Source organism: Thalassospira sp. MCCC 1A01148, from assembly GCF_001613795.1.
Classification (GTDB): domain Bacteria; phylum Pseudomonadota; class Alphaproteobacteria; order Rhodospirillales; family Thalassospiraceae; genus Thalassospira.
Window position 1 is genome coordinate 194,353 of the sequence record NZ_LPVZ01000020.1, and the last position, 21,051, is coordinate 215,403.

15 protein-coding genes and 1 other RNA gene are annotated in these 21,051 nt (G+C 53.8%); 5 read left to right on the forward strand and 11 right to left on the reverse strand.

Going from position 1 to position 21,051, the window contains the following annotated elements; genetic code table 11:
* Positions 1-257: 257 nt before the first annotated feature.
* From AUQ43_RS10510 to AUQ43_RS10540, 7 genes are all read right to left on the reverse strand, one after another.
* On the reverse strand, positions 258-3,899 hold the full coding sequence (locus AUQ43_RS10510) for a hydantoinase B/oxoprolinase family protein (RefSeq protein ID WP_062957240.1): 3,642 nt from the start codon (positions 3,897-3,899) through the stop codon (positions 258-260).
* A 69-nt stretch (positions 3,900-3,968) separates the two neighbouring features.
* Entirely contained in the window at positions 3,969-5,270 is a 1,302-nt protein-coding gene (locus AUQ43_RS10515; RefSeq protein WP_062956248.1) for a TRAP transporter large permease, read from the reverse strand.
* A gap of 9 nt (positions 5,271-5,279) precedes the next feature.
* A complete protein-coding gene (locus AUQ43_RS10520; RefSeq protein ID WP_062956249.1) occupies positions 5,280-5,792 on the reverse strand; it encodes a TRAP transporter small permease in 513 nt (170 codons plus the stop codon).
* Between the two features lie 141 nt (positions 5,793-5,933).
* A complete protein-coding gene (locus AUQ43_RS10525) occupies positions 5,934-6,908 on the reverse strand; it encodes a TRAP transporter substrate-binding protein (protein ID WP_062956250.1) in 975 nt (324 codons plus the stop codon).
* Positions 6,909-7,191: 283 nt separating this feature from the next.
* Entirely contained in the window at positions 7,192-7,701 is a 510-nt protein-coding gene (locus AUQ43_RS10530) for a winged helix DNA-binding protein (protein ID WP_062956251.1), read from the reverse strand.
* 138 nt (positions 7,702-7,839) lie between these two features.
* Complete coding sequence (locus AUQ43_RS10535; protein ID WP_232310653.1) at positions 7,840-9,747, reverse strand: methyl-accepting chemotaxis protein; 1,908 nt, start codon at positions 9,745-9,747, stop codon at positions 7,840-7,842.
* 367 nt (positions 9,748-10,114) lie between these two features.
* A complete protein-coding gene (locus AUQ43_RS10540) occupies positions 10,115-12,112 on the reverse strand; it encodes a methyl-accepting chemotaxis protein (RefSeq protein ID WP_084272058.1) in 1,998 nt (665 codons plus the stop codon).
* Between the two features lie 259 nt (positions 12,113-12,371).
* Here AUQ43_RS10540 and AUQ43_RS10545 point away from each other — a divergent pair, with 259 nt between their 5' ends.
* The 5 genes from AUQ43_RS10545 (at position 12,372) to rnpB (ending at position 17,336) form a co-directional block, all read left to right on the forward strand.
* Positions 12,372-13,115: a TerB family tellurite resistance protein gene (locus AUQ43_RS10545; protein ID WP_062956254.1), complete on the forward strand. Its 744-nt coding sequence runs from the start codon at positions 12,372-12,374 to the stop codon at positions 13,113-13,115.
* Positions 13,116-13,250: 135 nt separating this feature from the next.
* Positions 13,251-15,074 carry an ATP-binding cassette domain-containing protein gene (locus tag AUQ43_RS10550; protein ID WP_062956255.1) on the forward strand — a complete coding sequence of 608 codons (1,824 nt, stop codon included), beginning with the start codon at positions 13,251-13,253 and terminating at the stop codon, positions 15,072-15,074.
* A gap of 138 nt (positions 15,075-15,212) precedes the next feature.
* On the forward strand, positions 15,213-16,121 hold the full coding sequence (locus tag AUQ43_RS10555; protein ID WP_232310654.1) for a DMT family transporter: 909 nt from the start codon (positions 15,213-15,215) through the stop codon (positions 16,119-16,121).
* A gap of 5 nt (positions 16,122-16,126) precedes the next feature.
* Entirely contained in the window at positions 16,127-16,879 is a 753-nt protein-coding gene (locus tag AUQ43_RS10560) for an N-acetylmuramoyl-L-alanine amidase (RefSeq protein WP_062956257.1), read from the forward strand.
* 61 nt (positions 16,880-16,940) lie between these two features.
* An RNA gene (gene rnpB, locus AUQ43_RS10565) (RNase P RNA component class A) lies at positions 16,941-17,336 on the forward strand.
* Between the two features lie 79 nt (positions 17,337-17,415).
* Here rnpB and AUQ43_RS10570 read toward each other — a convergent pair.
* The 4 genes from AUQ43_RS10570 to AUQ43_RS10585 form a co-directional block, all read right to left on the reverse strand.
* Complete coding sequence (locus AUQ43_RS10570) at positions 17,416-18,036, reverse strand: pyridoxamine 5'-phosphate oxidase family protein (RefSeq protein WP_062956258.1); 621 nt, start codon at positions 18,034-18,036, stop codon at positions 17,416-17,418.
* A 69-nt stretch (positions 18,037-18,105) separates the two neighbouring features.
* The gene (locus AUQ43_RS10575; protein WP_062956259.1) at positions 18,106-18,654 is read right to left on the reverse strand and encodes a cysteine hydrolase family protein; all 549 of its coding nucleotides are present in this window, start codon (positions 18,652-18,654) and stop codon (positions 18,106-18,108) included.
* A gap of 95 nt (positions 18,655-18,749) precedes the next feature.
* Entirely contained in the window at positions 18,750-19,784 is a 1,035-nt protein-coding gene (corA, locus tag AUQ43_RS10580; RefSeq protein ID WP_062956260.1) for a magnesium/cobalt transporter CorA, read from the reverse strand.
* A gap of 94 nt (positions 19,785-19,878) precedes the next feature.
* A complete protein-coding gene (locus AUQ43_RS10585) occupies positions 19,879-20,631 on the reverse strand; it encodes an EF-hand domain-containing protein (protein ID WP_062956261.1) in 753 nt (250 codons plus the stop codon).
* Positions 20,632-21,051: the final 420 nt, after the last annotated feature.

Sequence of the window (21,051 nt, forward strand, 5' to 3'; positions counted from 1 at the left end):
TGCGCGGGCAGGTGCATGGCATTTCGTATCCAAGATCGCAGCAACACCCGTGATCATGGTTGATTTGACCACGGGCCTCAATGGGCAATGTCGTTGATTTCAGTGACTAATCGCAACTGAATGTGGGTATGCGCAAAAGAACATCAAGAAAAAGCCGCCTTGCAACAGGGAAGCAAGGCGGCTTTGGGGACCGGAAACATCAGGTGTTTAAGGGGGGAACACATTCCCGGCCCGGGACATCTGGTTGTGTGGCGCTATCAGGCCTTGCCGTAGCCGCCACCACCCGGGGTTTCGATGATGAAGACATCCCCCGCATGCATTTCCGCACCATCGGTGCCCTTAAGCTCGATCACTGTGCCATCAACACGCTCAACGGCATTGCGGCCAAGCTTTCCGGGTTCACCGCCCGCACAGGCCTGACCCGGCACACGACGGTGGTTGGACAGGATGGATGCGGTCATGTCTTCAAGGAAGCGAACACGACGGATTGCACCATCGCCGCCCTTGTGCTTGCCGTTACCACCTGATCCTTTGCGGATTTCAAAGCTTTCGAGCAGGACCGGGAAACGCCATTCAAGCACTTCCGGATCGGTCAGGCGCGAGTTGGTCATGTGCGAATGAACAGCTGCCGTACCATCAAAGTCGGGCCCGGCACCGGTACCGCCACAGATGGTTTCGTAATACTGGTGCGTATCGTTCCCCCAGGTGAAGTTGTTCATCGTGCCCTGACCACCGGAAAGCACGCCAAGGGCCGCATACAGCGTATCGGTGACATGCATGCTGGTTTCGACGTTACCGGCAACGACAGCGGCCGGATAACGCGGATTAAGCATCGATCCTTCGGGCACGATCAGATTGACCGGCTTCAGGCACCCGGCATTGAGCGGAATGTCGTCATCGACAAGTGTTCTGAAGACATAAAGCACAGCCGCACGGGTCACAGCCGATGGCGCGTTGAAGTTGTTATCAAGCTGGTCGGATGTGCCCGTGAAATCAACCGTCGCCGAACGGCTTGCCTTGTCGATGGTGACCTTGACGCGGACAACCGCGCCATTATCCATCTCGTAGGCATATTCACCGTCTTTAAGGACGTCGATCACACGACGTACGCTTTCTTCGGCGTTGTCCTGAACGTGCTGCATATAGGCATGCACCACATCAAGGCCAAAGTGTTCGACCATCTTGCGCAGTTCCTGCACACCCTTTTCATTGGCGGCGATCTGGGCCCGCAGATCGGCGATGTTCTGATAAGGGTTACGTGCCGGATATTTCGCACCTTCAAGAAGGTCGGTCAGACCTTTTTCATCGAACGTGCCCTGATCAACCAGTTTGAAGTTGTTGATCAGAACGCCTTCTTCTTCAAGAACACGCGAATTCGGCGCCATCGAGCCCGGCGTGATGCCCCCGACATCTGCATGGTGACCACGCGATGCGACATAGAACAGCACTTCCTTGCCATCATCGCCAAAGACCGGCGTGATCAGGGTAATGTCAGGCAGATGCGTACCGCCGTTATACGGATCATTGAGCATATAGACATCGCCCGGCTTCATTTTCCCGGCGTTGTTTTTAATCACGGCCTGAACCGATTCACCCATCGAACCAAGGTGGACAGGCATATGCGGGGCGTTGGCGATCAGAAGGCCTTCCTGATCAAACACCGCACACGAGAAGTCCAGACGTTCCTTGATGTTGACGGAATATGATGTGTTGGCAAGGGTCACACCCATCTGTTCGGCAATGTTCATGAACAGGTTGTTGAATACTTCAAGCATCACCGGATCGGCTTGGGTACCAATCGCTTCAGTCCGTTTCATCGCGACAACGCGGGTCAGGATCAGATGATCAAGACCATTCACCTTGGCTTCCCAACCCGGATCAATCACGGTGGTGCCGACCGGCTCCACAATCACCGCCGGACCACGCACAGTCGCACCAGGTTTCAGGTTTTCACGTTTGTAGAACGGGGTCTGTTCGGTTTTGCCATCAAATACGACCGGACGGGTCGCAAGTGGCTTGAGCATGACTTCCGCACCATCAAGTTCAGTCGACGACGCCGGGAGACTTTGGGTTTCACCAATGGCTTCAACCGCGACGGCCTCTACCACGAGTGGCTTTTCACTCATGACAAAGCCGTAACGCTGTTTGTGCTGCTCTTCGAACTGGGCCTTGATGGCATCGACATCACCAAAATCAACGATCAGCGGGGTGTCGGTACCGTCATAGCGCAGATGCAGACGTTTCAGCAGGCGGATCTTGTCATCCCCGATGCCCTGCTCCTTGAGTTCAGCCAAAGCATCGACTGCCAGAGCGTCAAGCTGCTTATCGAGATCAGCCAAGCCTTCAGCGGCGAGCTGGCCTTCGACGGCCTGTTCACGCATGGCACGGATATCGGCCAAGCCCATGCCATAGGCCGACAGAACGCCGGCGAATGGATGAACAAAGACCTTGGTCATGCCAAGGGTATCGGCAACCTGACAGGCATGCTGACCGCCCGCACCGCCAAAGCACTGCAGAATATAATCACTGACATCATAGCCGCGCTGTACCGAAATCTGCTTAATCGCGTTTGCCATGTTTTCAACAGCAATACGCAGGAAACCCTCGGCGACTTCTTCGGGTGTGCGGACCTGACCGGTGTTCTTTTCGATATCGGCCGCCATGTCTTCGAAGCCCTTGCGGACGGCTTCGGCATTGAGCGGTTCGTCACCCTCGGGGCCAAAAACATTCGGGAAGAAGTCCGGCTGGACCTTGCCCAGCATGACGTTGATATCAGTCACCGCCAGCGGACCGCCACGGCGATAGGCCGCAGGCCCCGGATTTGCACCGGCACTGTCCGGGCCAACGCGGAAACGCGCCCCATCAAAATGCAGGATCGACCCGCCACCGGCCGCAACCGTGTGGATTTTCATCATCGGTGCGCGCATGCGCACACCGGCAACCTGGGTTTCAAAGTCGCGTTCGTATTCGCCGTCATAGTGCGAAACATCAGTCGATGTGCCGCCCATATCAAAACCGATGACCTGTTTGTAGCCATCCATTTCTGCCGTGCGTACCATGCCGACAACCCCGCCAGCAGGCCCCGACAGGATCGCGTCCTTGCCCTGGAACTTGACGGCATCGGTCAGACCACCGTTGGATTGCATGAACATCAGTTTCACACCGCCCAGTTCACCGGCAACCTGTTCGACATAACGACGCAGGATCGGCGAAAGATAGGCGTCAACCACGGTGGTATCCCCGCGCGAGACCAGCTTCATCAACGGGCTGACCTGATGGCTGACGGACACCTGGGTAAAGCCGATGTCACGCGCAACCTTTTCAGCCGCCAGTTCATGTGCGGTATAGCGATAACCATGCATGAACACGATGGCACAGGCGCGAATGCCGCTGTCATAGACTTTCTGCAAGTCCGCCCGCAGGGCATCAAGGTCCATCCCTTCGAGCTCTTTGCCCTGCGCGTCAAAACGACCAGCGGTCTCGATCACGGTTTCATAAAGCGTTTCGGGCAGGATGATGTTGCGATCAAACAGACGCGGGCGGTTCTGATAGGCCAGACGCAGCGCATCGCGGAAGCCCTTGTTGGTGACCAGAACAGTGCGGTCGCCTTTGCGTTCGAGAAGGGCATTGGTTGCAACCGTTGTGCCCATTTTGACGGCTTCGATTTTCTCGGCTGGAATTTTCTCTTCTGCCGGGACTTCAAGCAATTCGCGGATGCCCTGAATGGCGGCGTCCTTGTAGCGTTCGGGGTTTTCCGACAGCAGCTTGTGGGTGACAAGCGCGCCATTGGGCTTGCGGGCAACGATATCGGTAAAAGTGCCGCCGCGATCGATCCAGAACTGCCATTTTGGCTGTCCAGTCGTCTGCGAGTTGGGCGATTTTTGGTCGAGCGGTGCCATGATGCGCACTCCTTCAGGCATCTGTATTCAGAAAATTCGAGTATTTTGGTCAGTTCAAATAATGAACTGTTAGCCACTCATTTGCGTTGGCAGCCATGTGACGATCCCCGGGAAAACGGTGATCAAAAGGGCTGCAAACAACAGCAAGAAGAAGAATGGCAAAGCAGAAACTGCAATCTTGAACAGGTTCTTGCCTGTCAGTCCTTGCAGAACAAAAAGGTTAAAGCCGACCGGTGGCGTGATCTGCGACATTTCGACCACCAGCACCACATAGATGCCAAACCACAACAGATCGATACCTGCCGCCTGCACCATTGGCAGGATCACCGATGTGGTCAGAACCACCACCGAAATCCCGTCAAGGAAACAACCAAGAACGACAAAGAAGACGGTGAGGGCTGCCAGCAACGCATATGGTGACAGATCCATATGGGCGATCCATGCGGCCAGTTCACGCGGCACCCCGGTAAAGCCCATGGCAACGGTCAACACTGCGGCCCCTGCAAGGATAAAGCAGATCATGCAGGATGTGCGGGTCGCACCCATAATGCCATCAAGCAGGCTTTCCTTTGAAAGCGAACCACTAAGGCCTGACAGGATCAGCGCGCCAACCACGCCAAAGGCCGCAGCCTCGGTCGGGGTGGCAACCCCGCCATAGATCGAGCCGATCACAGCCGCGATCAGAAGGATGACCGGGATCAGACGACCGGATGCGCGAATTTTTTCGGCAAACGGAATGCTGGGTTCGGCAGCTGGCATCTTGTCCTTGTTGATCGTGGCCCAGATGCCAACGAAGCTCATGAACATGATGATCAGCATGGCGCCGGGAATAACACCGGCAATGAACAGACGGGCGATGGAAAGCTCGGCCGAGACACCATAAACAATCAGGATGATCGACGGCGGGATCAGAAGACCCAGCGTGCCGGACCCGGCTAGCGTGCCCAGGATCAGGCTATCGGCATAGCCCTGTTTACGAAGTTCAGGGATCGACATGCGCCCGATGGTGGCCGCTGTCGCGGCCGAAGACCCCGACACCGCAGCAAAAATACCGCAGCCCAGAATGTTGACATGTAACAAACGGCCCGGAAGCTTGTTCAACCACGGGGCAAGCCCGGTGAACATGTCTTCGGAAAGGCGGGACCGAAACAGGATTTCACCCATCCAGATAAACAGCGGCAGCGGTGCCAAGGACCAGGTCGCAAGGCTTGACCATGCTGTGGTCGCGATGATGGGACCGGTTTGTGCACTGGTGAAAACATCAATGGCAAAAACGCCAATGGCAAAAAGTGCAAGTGCAACCCACAGACCAGCGCCCAGAAACAGGAACAGCAGGCCCATCAGGATAAGACCAATTTGAAGTACGTCCATGACCGCCCCCTACTCGTTCAATTCGTTTGCTTCGCCGCCAACAAAAGCGGGTTCGCGGCCAGCCAGAAGGTCAACAAACGCTTCGAGCAGGGCAATGGTGAAGACAACAAGTCCGAAAGCCATGGCGGTTTGCGGGATCCATAGCGGGAAAGCCAGAACACCCGGCGACGTATCACCGTATGAAAAGCTTTCCTGTGCCAGAACCGCCATCCACCAGGCGAAGTAACCAGCAAGATAGATCGCAGCCAGCAAGGTGATTGCCTCGACTGTACGGCGGGCGCGCCCTTTAAGGTGCGACAGAACGATCATGACCCGGATGTGGGTTCCGGCACGCAAGGCCGGACCAAGGGCAAGGAACGTACCGGCAGCCAGCGAAAACCCTGCCAGCTCGTTGGCGTCATGCACAGCGATCCCGACGAGACGCCCCAGCGACTGAGCCAAAATCAGCAGAGCAATGATTACCAAAAACGCGGCCGCCAAAACGGCGCTGAATTTGAACAAATAGTCTAGCAGTCTGCGCACAGCAGTCCCCCTTTCCGCCAACGATCATTCCCAAAGCGAACTATCGCAATCAACGGACAGTAGCATTAAAATGTGCGGATTGTCCGGGACCGAACGGAAGACGAAAACCGTCCGGCCCCGACAAATGGCAAGTACTGATGATCAGTTCTTGAACGCGTCGACGATTGCTTTGCCTTCGTCGCCGGTTTTTTCCAGCCAACCGGCGACCATTTTGTCACCAGCTTCTGCCAGACCGTCTTTGAGTTCTGCACTCGGTGCAGCAACGTTCATGCCGTTTTCAGCCAGGATTTTCTTCTTGGCTTCGGCTTCTGCCATGCTCATTTCCCAACCGCGGGTCTCAGCTTTGGCTGCCGCTTCAAGAACAGCGGCCTGAACGTCTGCCGACAGGCCGTCAAATGCGCTTTCGCTTACGACAACCATGTTTTTCGGCAACCATGCCTGAACGTCGTAGAAGTTGGAAACAAAGTCCCAGGCCTTGGAGTTCGCACCGGTCGACGGCGAGGTGATCATTGCCTCGACAATGCCGGTTGCGAATGCGGTCGGGATTTCCGGAACTTCAACCTGGGTAGCAACCATGCCGGTGAGCGACGCCAGTTCGGACGTGGTCGCGTTATAGGCACGGAACTTCACACCTTCGAGGTCAGCAACGCTGTTGACTTCGTCTGCGGTGTAAAGGCCCTGAGCCGGCCACGGAACAGCATAAAGGACTTTAAGGCCGTCTTCTGCCAGAGCCGCTTCAATGCCCGGACGTGAAACTTCCCAAAGTTTCTTGGCACCTTCATAGGAAGTCGCCAGGAACGGGATCGCGTCAACGGTGTAGATCGGGTTTTCGTTGGCCAGCAGCGAAATCAGGGTTTCGCCGATCGGGATCAGGCCACGCTGAACCGAACGTTTGATATCTGCATGCTTGAACAACGAACCACCGGAATGAACGGTGATGTTCAGTTCGCCACCAGATGCCTCATTCACGTCCTTGGCGAATTCGATGATGTTCTGGGTGTGGAAAGTCGCGTCAGGATACGGGGTCGCCATATCCCAAGTTTCTTCAGCCGATGCAAAGCCAGCCGACATGGTGATCGCTGCAACTGCGACGGTAGAAAGTGCTTTTTTCAACATTTCTCAAGTCTCCCTGTGTGTGATGCAAGCCGATACACGTTTACGCGTATCGAGACTCCAATGTAGCCTCCCGACACATTGATCACATTTTACCGATAAATTGTCAATGTTGATTCATAACTACCATGCAAAAACTGCAACCCAAAAACTGTCAGAAAATGGACTGAAGATCTCTAAGCGTTTGTTAAACCAAAGAAAACGGGCGGCAGTCGATATCAACTGCCGCCCGCAACTTTTTTTAGGATCAATAAAGTAAAATCTGCAACGTGATCGGTTTGGGCACCTAGATCGAACTTGCCGCCCGTGATGCCTGATCATACACGCCCGAGATTGCACGCAGGGTTTTGGCAACATCACCGACTTCTTCGCTGTTTACTCCCAGACGCTGGAAGGTTTCAACAAGACAGTCTTCACGTACCTGGCGATATTTCTCACACATATCGCGCCCATCGGCCGTGGTTGCATAATGCACTTCCTTGCCGCGCTTAACCCCTTCGACCAAACCTAGTTTGCGAAGCTTTTTGAGCGAGTAGTTCACAAGATGGCTGTCCTCGACATTAAGGACAAAGCACACCTCAGACAGACTTTTTTCCCGTTCGCGCGAATTAACATTGTGCAGCACCAGAATATCGAGAACCGACACATCAGGCATACCGGCCGCACGCATGCACCGCACCATCCATCGGTTAAACGCATTGCCTGACAGAATCAGCGCAAATTCAAGTTCCGACAGCTCGGCGGCGCGTTCCGAGACAAGATGTGACGATGATACGATACGTGTTTTATCAGCCATCCGACGTTCCCCGTTGTCCTGTATGATGAGGTATTGCAGCTATTTTTAACCAATATCACTGCAAGTTTGTCGGCATTTTATCTTGATAAAGGCAGCAGGGCAAACCCCTGCTGCCTTATACTTATCGACAATTCGTCATTAAAGTGCCCGCATACGTTCCAGGAAACCGTCAATCTGGGATCGAAGATCACCACTTTGCGTCCCGAGATTATTGGCCGCATCATTGACATCACCTGCCGCGGCATTCGTTTCTCCGACCGCTGCCGAAACGCCTTGCATTGCCGACGATATTGCCTCGGTCCCCGATGCCGCCTGTTCGACATTTTGCGAAATTTCGCTTGTGGCAACTGTTTGCTCCTCGACCGCAGCAGCAACGGCTGAGGCGCGTTCACTGATATCGGAGATCATTTTGACAATTTCGTCAATTGCGTCGACGGCAAGTCCAGTGGCCTCCTGAATATCGTTGATCTGACTGGTAATATCTTCAGTTGCCTTACCTGTCTGCTTGGCGAGGTTTTTGACCTCGCTTGCCACAACAGCAAAGCCTTTGCCTGCATCACCAGCACGGGCAGCCTCAATCGTTGCATTCAGTGCGAGAAGGTTCGTCTGTTCGGCAATATCACTGATCAGACTGATGACCTCGCCAATCTTGATTGCGGAGTCATTTAGCCCCTGAATATTGTCGTTCGTACTGCGCGCACGTTCAGTTGCTGAAACAGCCATGTTTGAGGTTTCCGTGACTTGCCCAGAAATCTCGTTAATGGATGCGGACAGCTCCGTCGCCGCCGTAGCAACAAGCTGAACATTTGATGATGCTTCCTCGGCTCCCGATGATACCGCCATTGATTGATCGGTTGCGGTTTTGGCACTGTCTCGCAAGACGTTTGAGACCTGATGAAGTTGCTCGACCGCAGACCCAACATCTGACATCACGGCAACAACGGCCTCGTCGAATTCTTTGATGTACTGCTCCTGGATTTCCATCCGCTTGCGACGTCGTTCATCCTGAGCACGCTGGGCCTCTTCGAGTTTGGCTCGCTCTATCCCGTTCTCGCGGAATACTCGCACGGCACGCCCCATCTCGCCGATTTCGTCCGAACGGTTCACTTCATTGATTTCGACATCAAAATCGTTGTCAGCTAAACGGGTCATTTTGCCTGTCAGGCCCGAAATTGCCCTGACGATTGCACCTGACAACAAAAGCGAGAGCCCCAGCAGCGCAACAATACCCGCCACATACATGAAAATAGTTACTGTAAGGCTGGTCGCAGCGATTTGTTCGGCACGCTGCTTTTCCGCTGTTGCGATAGAGCCAATCGCCAAACTGATGTCATCAAGAATTGGTTCGGCTTCCGCGTAGAATGCAGAAAGAAAGCCCAGTTCTTCCTCGCGCTGAAGGATTTTGGCTGAAAGCGCTTTGAAGTCAGTTACATAAGACTTCATGAGGTCAGAGATTCTTGCCTTGTCGTCTGCCGGAATGGCTGATGCAGCCAAAGCTGGCCCGAACTCTGCAAGACGATCATCTATGCGCCCAACATATTTTGGATCAAGCCGGGCGAGAAAATCTTTCTCGTGGCGGCGCATCATCAACATGATCACTGTCAGGTTATCTGCGTTGTATTTCTTAAGCGCCTCTTCAACATTGTGCACTGAACCACGAAGGCGCCCCAAAAGGCCCTCTTCTTCGTTCAAGCCGATATGCCGCTGCAGCGCGACAACCGTGGCAAACTTCGCTGTGTAATTCGCAAAAGCTGTTTCAATTTGGGAGATCTGCGCATCAAACGCCCCAAGACTTGGTTCGCGTGACAATTGTTCAAGCCCCGCGATAACACTGGCAACGACATCCGCATGCTGAGCAACGTACTTTTCATCTTTGCGCAGAAGAAAGTCTTTCTCTCGCCGGCGGGCGTTCAGGAAGTCCTTTGAAATAGCATCCGCGACCAACCTGTTATCAAGGGTCATATCGGCAATTGATTGCGCAGATCGTCTTTGATGCTCGGCTGCAAATTGAACCCCACCGACCACAACAAATATTACAAGTGACACGGCACCGATCAGGGATATTTGATAAAGAAGCCTCATTCTGGAAAGAAAATTCATCTCAGCCCCACAGAGATTGATCGCGTTGATGCTACGACACTCGGCTTAGTCATCAGCGCAGATAAAATTCAAAACGAATTGAAGACATCCAAGGGCTTGCAATCGTTGCTTCTGAGAAGTCGCACAGCTTGATTACGATGCAGATTGATCGTTCAAATGTGCCCACCCGCAGTATTTTGTCGCCAAGCCAGCTGAATTGGCGCGCCCGTTGTCTCGTCTTGACTGTGAGTCACATTTGTTTTCAGTCGAAACAAAACAAGGGGGAAGACCACTCTTCCCCCTTGTCTCCATACTCATAGCCTCGCCAAGTGCCTCAGGAGATCGAGCGCATTCTGGCAAGGAAGCTGTCGATGCGTTCGCTAAGCCCATCGCTTTGACGGCCAAGGTTGTCAGCCGACCCGCGCACGTCGTTGGCCGCCTCGCTGGTTTCGGCCACCGCAGTTGAAACACCTTGCATAGCATTGGAAATTTCGCTGGTGGCAGATGCAGCCTGTTCAACATTCTGGGAGATTTCGCTTGTAGCGACAGTCTGTTGCTCTACAGCAGCCGCCACGGCCGAAGCCCGCTCGCTTATATCGGCGATCATTTGCACGATGCCGTCAATCGCATCGACTGCTGATTGGGTTGCCTGCTGAATATCGTTAATCTGGCTTGAGATATCCTCGGTCGCCTTGGCAGTCTGATTGGCAAGGTTCTTGACTTCGCTGGCGACGACCGCAAATCCTTTGCCGGCATCACCGGCCCGCGCCGCCTCAATCGTTGCATTCAGTGCCAGAAGGTTCGTCTGTTCGGCAATATCACTGATCAGACTGATGACCTCGCCGATCCGCACAGCAGCAGCGTTCAAACCCTGAATGTCGTCGTTGGTTGTTTGGGCACGTTCACTGGCGCTGTTGGCCATATTGGAGGTATCGCTGATCTGTCCGGCGATTTCATGAATGGATGCGGAAAGCTCGGTCGCGGCTGTCGCCACAAGTTGCACATTTGATGATGCTTCCTCGCTGCCTGCGGAAACAGTCGTGGACTGTTCATTGGCCGTGGCCGCACTATTGCGCAAAGCTTCCGACACGGAGTGCAATTGTTGTACCGCGGTGCCGACCTCGCTCATCATCGCGACAACGTCATCATCAAACTCGCGGATGTGTTTTTCCTGCTGTTCAATGCGCTGGCGTTGTTTTTCATCAAGCTCGCGTTGCTGGGCTTCAAGTTTCTGACGCTCCAACCCGTTTTCACGGAACACCATCACAGAGCGGGCCATTTCACCGATTTCGTCCTTGCGGTCGGCCTCATCAAGCTTGACGTCAAAGTCGTTTTTGGCCAGTCGGGCCATCTTGGCTGTCAGGCCGGTGATCGCACGCACAATGGCACGCGCCAAAACAAACGACAGCAAAACCATGATGATCGCACCAGCGATAAAGATCGCAAAGGTAACCTGAACCCCTGTATGTGCGATTTCCTCAGCCCGCGATTGCATGTTTTCTGCAACCGTCTGAACTTCAACGCGCAGAGTATCGAGAATGGGTTCGACCGCCGCGTAATAGGTACTCAGACGCTTCAGGGATTCCTCGCGCTCAAGGGCTGCCGCGGCAAGCGTTTTGAAATCCTCTACATAGGATTTCATCAGGTTGCCAAGTTGTTCTTTCTTGTCATCCTTGATGCTGCCTGCGCGCTCAAGCGCCGCAGAAAACTGTTTGGCATTCTCTTCGACGCTTTGGACATAGGCCGGATCAAGACGCGCCAGAAAGTCCTTTTCGTCGCGACGCATTTCTAGCAACGCAATCGACAAATCCTTGGTGTTGGTCAACCCCAACATCGCTTCCAGCTTGGCAACTTCGCCAAGAGCACCTTCGACTTCTGAGGCCGCATTGCGCATCTCCCCCAGCAATCCGGAACTCTTATCCAGTCCGACCTTGCGCTGCAGTTCGACGACAGTCGCGAATTCGACAACATAATTATCGACCGCTGACTGCACCTGATTGACCTGTTCAAGAAGTGCGCCGAGTTCTTCACGCCCCGAAAGTTTTTCCAACCCGGCGCGAATTGCAGCCGCGGCCTCACCATGGGCGACGACATACTCTTCACGTTTTCGAAGAACGAAATCTTTCTCATGACGGCGGGCATCAAGAAAGGCCCGCGCAACGTCCCCGACAACTTGGGAATCCTCACTCGCATCCTTGGCGATCACCTGGGCAGACTGACGCTGCTGATCGGCAATGAATTGCGTCGCCCCAACGATGGCAAAAATCACCAACGCTACAAGACTGAGCAGCGATATCTGGTAAAGCAGCTTCATGCGCGACAAGAAAGACATTTTTCCACCCCACTTCTTATTTCAGTTTTCTTTATTTCGGTATTTCTTCACCGTATAATATTCTACCATCAGTAGATATCCAAACACTAAAGTATAGACTAATTATTAATTCCCCCTACCTTTGGACATACCCTCTCCGAAATTAAGGCATTTCCTTTTAACGGGTGCACACTATGTTTGTGCTCTGGCTAGCGCGTGACACCTATTCATTGGGATATGGTGCTTCGCAGGGAAACTACAAACAGGGCAATGATCACCCATGAGCATCTGGGGTAAAATAATTGGTGGCACAGCAGGTTTTGCCTTGGGCGGACCACTGGGTGCAATTCTTGGCGCGGCAGCTGGCCACGTAGTTGACAAACTCAAGAACAGTAAAAGCGCAAGCGGCCCTCATATCGGGGGCCCTGATACCAGACAAATCGCTTTTGCCACTGGCGTGATCGTGCTAGCCGCCAAGATGGCCAAGGCCGATGGCCATGTCAGTCGCGATGAAATCAACACTTTCAAACGCGTGTTTCATATCCCGCCGGGCGAAGAGAAGAATGTCGGCCGCATATTTGATATGGCACGCAAGTCATCTGACGGTTTTGAGATTTATGCCCAACAGATGGCCACCATGTTTCGTGGAGAGCGCGCAATCCTTGAAGGCGTGCTTGAGGCGCTCTATCAGATTGCCATGGCCGATGGTGAACTCCATCCGGCAGAACAGAATTACCTCAAGAAGGTCGCCCATATCTTTGGCTTTGCCGATGTTGATTTTGACCGTGTCCATCATGCGTTTACCGCATCAAATGGACCGGATCCCTATGAGCAGCTTGGTCTGACCCGCGATGCCAGTGACGACGACCTGAAATCGGCACATCGCAAATTGTCGCGCGAAAACCACCCTGACACCCTTATGGCCAAGGGCATGCCGCCCGAGTTCATCGAACAGGCCAATGAAAAGATGGCGCGGATCAATGCTGCTTGGGATCAGATCCGTAAGGAACGTGGCATCAGATAACCGACCCTGAATGCATCCGCCCGCCAGATCTGCCCCGTCAACAGATGATTTCCCTTGCAACAGCGCCTGATTTGCTGTTTGCAGGGGGCCGGTTATTGTGACCGGATTCAAACTTTAAAGCTTATCGGTTTTTCCATGGCGCCACCGCTGATCAATATAAATGACATTCACCTGACCTTTGGCGGGAACGATTTGTTTTCCGATGTGTCGTTTGCCATCGGGGATCGTGATCGCCTGTGCCTTGTCGGGCGTAACGGTGGCGGAAAATCGACGCTTTTGAAAATCATCGCCGGGGAAATCGAACCCGACGGTGGCGAACGGTTTGTTCAGCCGGGCTGCAAGGTGGCTTATCTGAACCAGGAACCGAAATTCGACGGTTACGACACGGTCGAGGAATTTGTTCTTTCGGCCCTGGACGAGCACGAAGAGGAATATTCCTATCGCTCTGACATGTTGCTGGCATCGGTCGATATCGATCCGAAATCCGATCCCAAGCAGCTTTCAGGCGGTGAAGGCCGCCGGGCAGCCATCGCGCGTGCATTGATTGCGGACCCACAGGTCCTGTTGCTTGATGAGCCGACCAACCACCTAGATCTGCCGACGATTGAATGGCTTGAAGGCGAGATCAAGAATTTCCGTGGTGCTGTTGTCGTGATCTCGCACGACCGTGCATTTCTCAATGCCGTGTCCAATGGCGTGCTGTGGCTGGATCGTGGTGTGATGCATCAAGGTGCGATCAACTTTGCCAAGTTCGAGGAATGGTCCGAGGAAATCTATCGCAAGGAAGCCGAGGAACGCGCCAAACTTGATAAGCTGATTGCACAGGAAACCGTCTGGTCGGTACAGGGTATTTCCGCGCGCCGCAAACGGAACCAGGGTCGCCTGCGCCGGCTTTATGACATGCGCGCACAGCGTTCCCAGCAGGTTGATCGCATTGGCAATGTATCGCTTGCGGCAGATGCCGGTGAATCATCGGGCAAGGTCGTGATCGAAGCCACTGACACTGCCAAGTCGTTTGGTGACCGCCCGATCATATCGGACTTTTCCACCCGCATCATGCGCGGCGACAAGGTTGGCATTATCGGCCCGAACGGGGCGGGTAAAACCACGCTTTTGAAGATGCTGACCGGCCAGCTTGAACCCGACAGTGGCACGATCAAGATCGGTACCAACCTTAATCCGAGTTACTTCGATCAGAAACGCGCCGCCCTTGATGACGACAAAACCCTTTGGGATACGTTGTGTGATGTTGGCGGTGATCAGGTCATGGTACGTGGCAACCCGCGCCATGTGGTCAGCTATCTGCGTGATTTCCTGTTTGATGAAAAACAGGCGCGAAGCCCGGTTGGCGCGCTTTCGGGCGGTGAACGCAATCGGTTATTGCTAGCCAAGCAATTGGCAAAGCCGACCAATCTTCTGATCATGGATGAGCCGACCAACGATCTGGATATGGATACGCTCGATCTGCTTCAGGAAATGCTGAGCGACTATGAAGGCACACTTCTTCTGGTAAGCCACGATCGTGATTTCCTTGATCGCGTGGTTACATCCTCCATCGTGATGGAAGGCGATGGGACTGCCATCGAATATGCAGGCGGGTATTCCGACTATATCGCCCAGCGCAAATTGTCGCGCGCCGAGGCGGCCAAGGAAGAAAAAGCTGCTGCGAAACAGGTCAAGAAAACAGCGCAGGCCAGCGCGCCCAAGTCAAAGCCATCTGGCAAGCTGAGCTACAAGGACCAGCGCGAATACGATAACCTGCCAGATGCCATGGCCAAACTCGAAAGCGAAATCGCAACTCTTGAGGACGCGCTTTCTGATAGTGACCTGTTCACCAAGGACCCGGACGGCTTCCAGCAGAAAGTAGACCGTCTGGACGCTGCCCGTGCGGAACTGGAGTCCTCGGAAGAACGCTGGCTCGAGCTTGAAATGCTGCGCGAAGAACTTGGTCAGGGTTAACCCGAAGCCAAACCATTTCGTGACAGTTTAGGCCAGAGTTGAGAACAACTCATTTGTGCTTCGCGCCAAAACATCGGATCAAGGGATTAGAGGCCGTCTAAAAAATGGGCGGGCTTGACCAACTGTCTGATATCCTTGATGTCGATACCGCCCCTTTTACCGAAAGGCCTCGTCATGCCGATCAAAGCCTTGCTTATGGCCTTTACTGTCGCCGTCATCTGGGGGGTGAATATGCTGACCGTCAAAGGCGCGGTTGGCGAAATTCCACCCTTTATCCTGACCGCGATGCGTTTTGCAGCCGTGGCGATCCTGTTGATTCCATTCACACAGGTACCGCGGGGGCGTATCGGAAAACTCGCGCTTATTTCGGTAACATTCGGCGGACTGCATTTCGGCGTTCTGTTTTATGCCCTGTCGATGATTGATGCTGGCCCGGTCGCCGTCATCATCCTTCTGGGCGTACCGTTTTCATCTATGCTTGCTACCTATTTCTTCAATGATCGACTGGGATGGAAACGGCTTTCGGGCATGGCACTGGCCTTTATCGGTGTGACCATCATGTTCTGGGATCCGACCATGACAGAGCTGCAACTGCCGCTGTTGCTCGTGGTGTTTGCGTCCTTCATGTGGGCGGTTGCCAATGTCATGATCAAGAAACTGGGCGACATTGACACCTTTCAGCTTAATGGCTGGATGGCGTTGATGGCAGCGCCGCAACTCTTGGTCTTGTCCCTGATCTTTGAACCACATGCCTTTCAGGCGATTGCCGAAGCAAGCTGGGTGGCGTGGGCTAACCTGACATTTACCGTCGTGATGTCTTCTATCGTTGCCTATGGTTTTTGGTATCACTTGCTGAAAACTCAGGATGTGAATGTGGTGGTTCCCTGGATGCTTCTGGCACCCGTGGTCAGTGTTATCGGCTCGCTCCTTGTATTTGACGAACAGTTCTCGCTGCTTAAAATCATCGGCAGTATCGTTGTTCTGTGCGGTGTGGCTGTCATCATGCTGCGCAAGCCGGTACAGCGCAAAGCACAAGGGATGGACTGATCCCAATGGGGGACGACTTGCATAACAACAGCTTGCAGGGATGCATCATTTCCCATCCCTCCCCCAACTTCGGTGACCGCCCTGATGGCTGCCCAATTGACATACTGGTTTTGCATTACACCGGGATGCAATCAGGCCAAGCTGCACTTGATCGCCTGTGTGACCCGGACAGTTCTGTTTCCTCGCACTACCTGATCGAGGAAGATGGCCGCGTCTTTGGGCTCGTGGACGAAGAAAAGCGCGCATGGCATGCAGGCGTCGGGGTCTGGCAGGAATGCAAGGATGTAAATTCCCATGCCGTCGGGATAGAGATCGTCAATCCCGGACATGAATATGGCTACCGCCCCTTCCCCGAAATTCAGATTAAATCGATTATCGACCTGACCAGGGATATCCTCGCGCGCCATGACATTCCGGCAAGCCGGATCATTGGTCATTCGGATATGGCGCCTGACCGCAAGGACGATCCGGGCGAACTTTTCCCATGGCAGCAACTGGCTGAAAACGGCATTGGGCTTTGGCCCGGATGCAATGGCATTCCGACCGTCCCTTCCGAAACGACCGACGCGCCAGCCAACCCGGACGAATTTCATGCCCTGCTGGATGCCATCGGCTATGGCCCTGCAGCCAGCAAAGAAGATCGGACCAAACGCACCATCGCCTTCCAGCGTCACTGGCGCCAAAACGATATTTCCGGCAAGGTCGACGGCGAATGCGTTGCCATCGCCAAGGTCCTGACCAGCGCGATTGCCAGCTAAGCAACCTTAGCCACATCGCTTTTTCTTGACGTCATCATTGATGTGACCTACATCCCGATCACCAGATGGTCGGATGGCTGCCCTGATTGCTTGCAATCGGGGAGGAAAGTCCGGGCTCCACGGAAACACGGTGCCAGATAACGTCTGGCGGGGGCGACCCTAGGGAAAGTGCCACAGAAAGGATACCGCCGGATCGCGCAAGCCATCCGGTAAGGGTGAAAGGGTGCGGTAAGAGCGCACCGGTCCTTCAGCAATGCGGGACGCATGGTAAACCCCACCGGGAGCAAAACCTAATAGGAATGGTCGGCCGGATGCTTCGGCATTGTCGGCAGGTGAGTTTTCGCACCACCATTCGGGTTGGTTGCAGGAGGCGTTCGGCGACGGACGTCCCAGATGAATAGTCATCCAGTGCGGTTCGCCGCATGGACAGAACCCGGCTTACAGGCCATCTGGTATTATCTTTCCCAGACAGATCAAAGGCGATGACAGTTTCCCGTCATCGCCCGCAAAAATTTCCCCTGCTTGCAGGCAGAAGATCATCCGCGCTCGGCAATGGATTGCGCGAAATACTTGTCTGCTTCTTCCTGCGTACCTTCGGCGAAATCGCTCGACGTCTGATCCTTGATCATCTTGCCCAAGGTCGGCAACGTCTTGCGTTCAATCCGGGTTTCAGGGTCCCACAGCTTTGAACGCATCAGGGCCTTTGCGCAATGCAGGAAGGCTTCCTCGACCGTGATCCTGATCGCCGTAATCGGCGACTTGGGTGTATCGGTAAACAGCCCCAAAAAGTCTGGGTCGGTGCTGATCTCGGCAATACCGTTGATGCGCAGGGTTTCATTCACACCAGGCACGAAGAACAGCATGCCGACTTTTGGGTTGTCGACGATGTTTGACAGGCTATCAACCCGGTTGTTTCCCGGACGATCAGGCATGACCAATGTCTTGTCATCAAGAACCTTGATGAAACCCGGGCCATCACCACGCGGACTGACATCCGCATTGCCATCCGCATCTGCCGAGGAAATTACCGCAAAGGGCGCCAGCGAAATGAAATGCTTGCAGTGTGGATCAAGTGCCGACAAACATTTGGCAGCAGCAAGTCCATTGGGCTCCCCATAAATGTCACGGAGCTTTTCCTGAGTATCGATTTTGGTCATGGATGGCACACCTTTCGCGGGGACTGAAGGCAGAAACTGCTTCAGTTGCGAACGCAAGTCAATTGCCGATTAACCGGCAATGATTTCATCAACGGTTTTGACTGCCGCGAACTCGCCATTCAGGCTGGACAACGCCACATCATGCACCAGTTCAGCCGGGAAAGTGCGGCCATCGGGCAAGCCACGATCAAAGGTCGCACAGGCATCTGCGGCAATTGTGGCCTCAAACCCAAGATTGGCCGCCATGCGCGTGGTCGTATTCACGCAATGATCCGTCGAGATTCCACACAGAACCAGCTTTGAAATACCCTGCGCACGCAGATCCGCCTCAAGCTCCGTTCCGATCAGGGCGGAATTTACGTTCTTGCCATAGACCGGTTCTCCGTTGCGGGGCTCCAACCCTGGCTTGAAGGCATTGCCAGGGTGGTCGGGATGCAAGCGGGACTGCTGTTCCGTCGAATTGTGCTTTGCATGAAACACAGGCCAACCTTTGGCGCGCCAATGTTCCAACAGTTTTTCCCCGTTAGCTTCGGCGTCGGGGTTGTTGCGATTTCCCCAGTAATTGAGGTCATCAAATCCTTGCTGCCAGTCAATCAGGATAAGGGCGGTTTGGCTCATTTGTGGGGCTCCGATATTTGGGGAATGTGCTGATCAGTTTAGCAGCAAAAATAGTGCCTGAAAGGACAGAAGTCCCACCAATATTGCCAGCAGGATCAAAGCCAGCCTTTGCGCTTGAAATACAGCAACGGCAGGACGGCAGACAGCACCATCAGGCCGATTGCGACCGGATAGCCGAACTGCCACTCCAGTTCCGGCATAAATTCGAAGTTCATGCCATAGATACTGGCAATAAGGGTCGGCGGCAGAAACGCGGCTGCGGCAACCGAGAAGATCTTGATGATGTTGTTCTGCTCAAGACTGATCATGCCAAGTGTAGCATCAAGCAGGAAGGTCACCTTGTTGGCGATAAAATTGGCGTGTTCGGTGATCGAGACAATATCACGCGACAGGATCTTGAGACGCGCCTTGGCGTCCTTTTTTAGTCGCGCCTGTGTTGAAAGGAACAAGCCCAGACGATGCAGGTTCAAAAGACTGTCCTTGGCCTTGCCCGACAGGTTGCCGGTACGTCCAATCTGACGCAGGGTTTCGCGATGATCACCATCAGAATCCTGATCTTCGGGACTGGCAAAGACCTGATTGGACAGTTTTTCAAGATCAATCGTGGTCTGTTCCATCAAATCAGCAAGACGATCAACGATCTGTTCGAGCAGACCAAACAAAACCGTCTCTGCGCTATTGGCAAGCGACGGGCTGCGCTTTACCCGGCGGATGAAGGTCTTGAAGGGCACCGGATCAGCATATCGCACCGTTATCAGGGTTTTCTTGACCAAAATGAAGGTAACAGCGGTCGTCTGGGGCGCATCGGTGGTTGCCTTGGTCAGAACCGAAACGGTCATGAACAGTGCCCCGTCCTCTTCATACAGGCGCGATGACAGCTCAATTTCCTGCATTTCTTCACGGGTTGGCATCTCAATGCCAAATCGTTCTTCAATCTCGTGAATTTCTTCGGGTGTCGGAGAATGCAAATCGACCCAGACCGGAAGACGATCAGCCTTGCCCCCCGCAGGCTTGGCAGACGTAACTTCACCGGCATCAACACTGGCAGAGGACTGCGTTTCGATCGGAGTTGCTGTGTTGGTGTCGTCAGTCGTCGCGCGCACCGGAGCAAAAAATTCGTTGGTGTCCATGAGCCTCTCCGTCATTTCCGGCTTACCGACTATATCGGATGCCAGTTTATGTCTTGCTTGTCATGCGATGAATGCGTTTCAGACGAAATCACGCCTAAAACGGCAACACTGTCTGAAAGGAAAACGGGTCGATATCCTGATCGTTTCCACGCTTTTCATCATAAGTCGTGCGCGCTTTTGCCATAAACTCTTCCTTGGTGACCATCTTGTCCCCGTCCGCGTCGTAATCGGGAAACAATAAATCCAGTCGGCGGCTTTCGGTACGCAGTCTTTGGCGATTGGCTTCTGCAGAACCGGGCAGTTTTTCAACCGCGGCAAATTCGCGTGCGACAAGCACATTGTCGCCGTTAATGTCACGGCGCCTAAACATCCAGCTTGCATAGGCAGCGGCTTCGTCTGGACTGATACGGCCATCCTGATCAATATCAATTGGATGATACTGTTCGCGATACACCCTGACCTGTTCAGGGATGCCGGACGGTGCAACACCCGTTCCACCATTTTGCTGGGCAAGGGCCTTTGCAATTGCTTCGCTCAGTCCGGGGATATTGGCAGCACCGTCAGCTGACATACCGGGCACACCAGGCATACCTGTGCTGGAACCGCCCCCATCAAGACCATTCAGCCCTGAAAGTCCGCCCAAACCGAATTGCGACATCAGTTCCGGATTGTTTTGCAGTTGTTTCATAATCAAGGGCAGCAATTCGCGCATCTGCGGCGACGAGACTTCTGGCGAATTTGATCCGCCACCGGCCGGATCAAGGGGCAAGCCTTGCGCAAACGCCGTCCCGCCAGAAACAGCACCAAGCCCGGGCAGGAAAAACGCACCGGAGAATGCGCAACCCATTAATAGAATGGCAGCTTTTATCCGCAACAATCGCTTCCTTCGTTTCACTGACGCTGCCCCGCGCCAGATGATGCTGCCCCGTTCGGGGCCATATTCAACCCTGATGGCCGATCAAATTGATCAAAAAGACCATCAGAGATCATTTTGACATTTTGCAGGAGTTTGCCCGCGCATCAAACCCGATTGGACATCAAATCGCAAACTGTCTTCGGCACTCCATCAAAACCCGATGCCAAATCTGATCCATAAAAACCCGAATTCCGGTTTTTCAATGGTCTTCCCATGGGACCCCATGGAACGAGTTTGGGATTTTATGGGCACATAATGGAACCATGCTGATTTTCCGCGATTTTTGACCGAATTCAGCCTTTCTGCATATACCGCAGAAACCCTCGGGAAGCGCCAAAACATCACGTATTG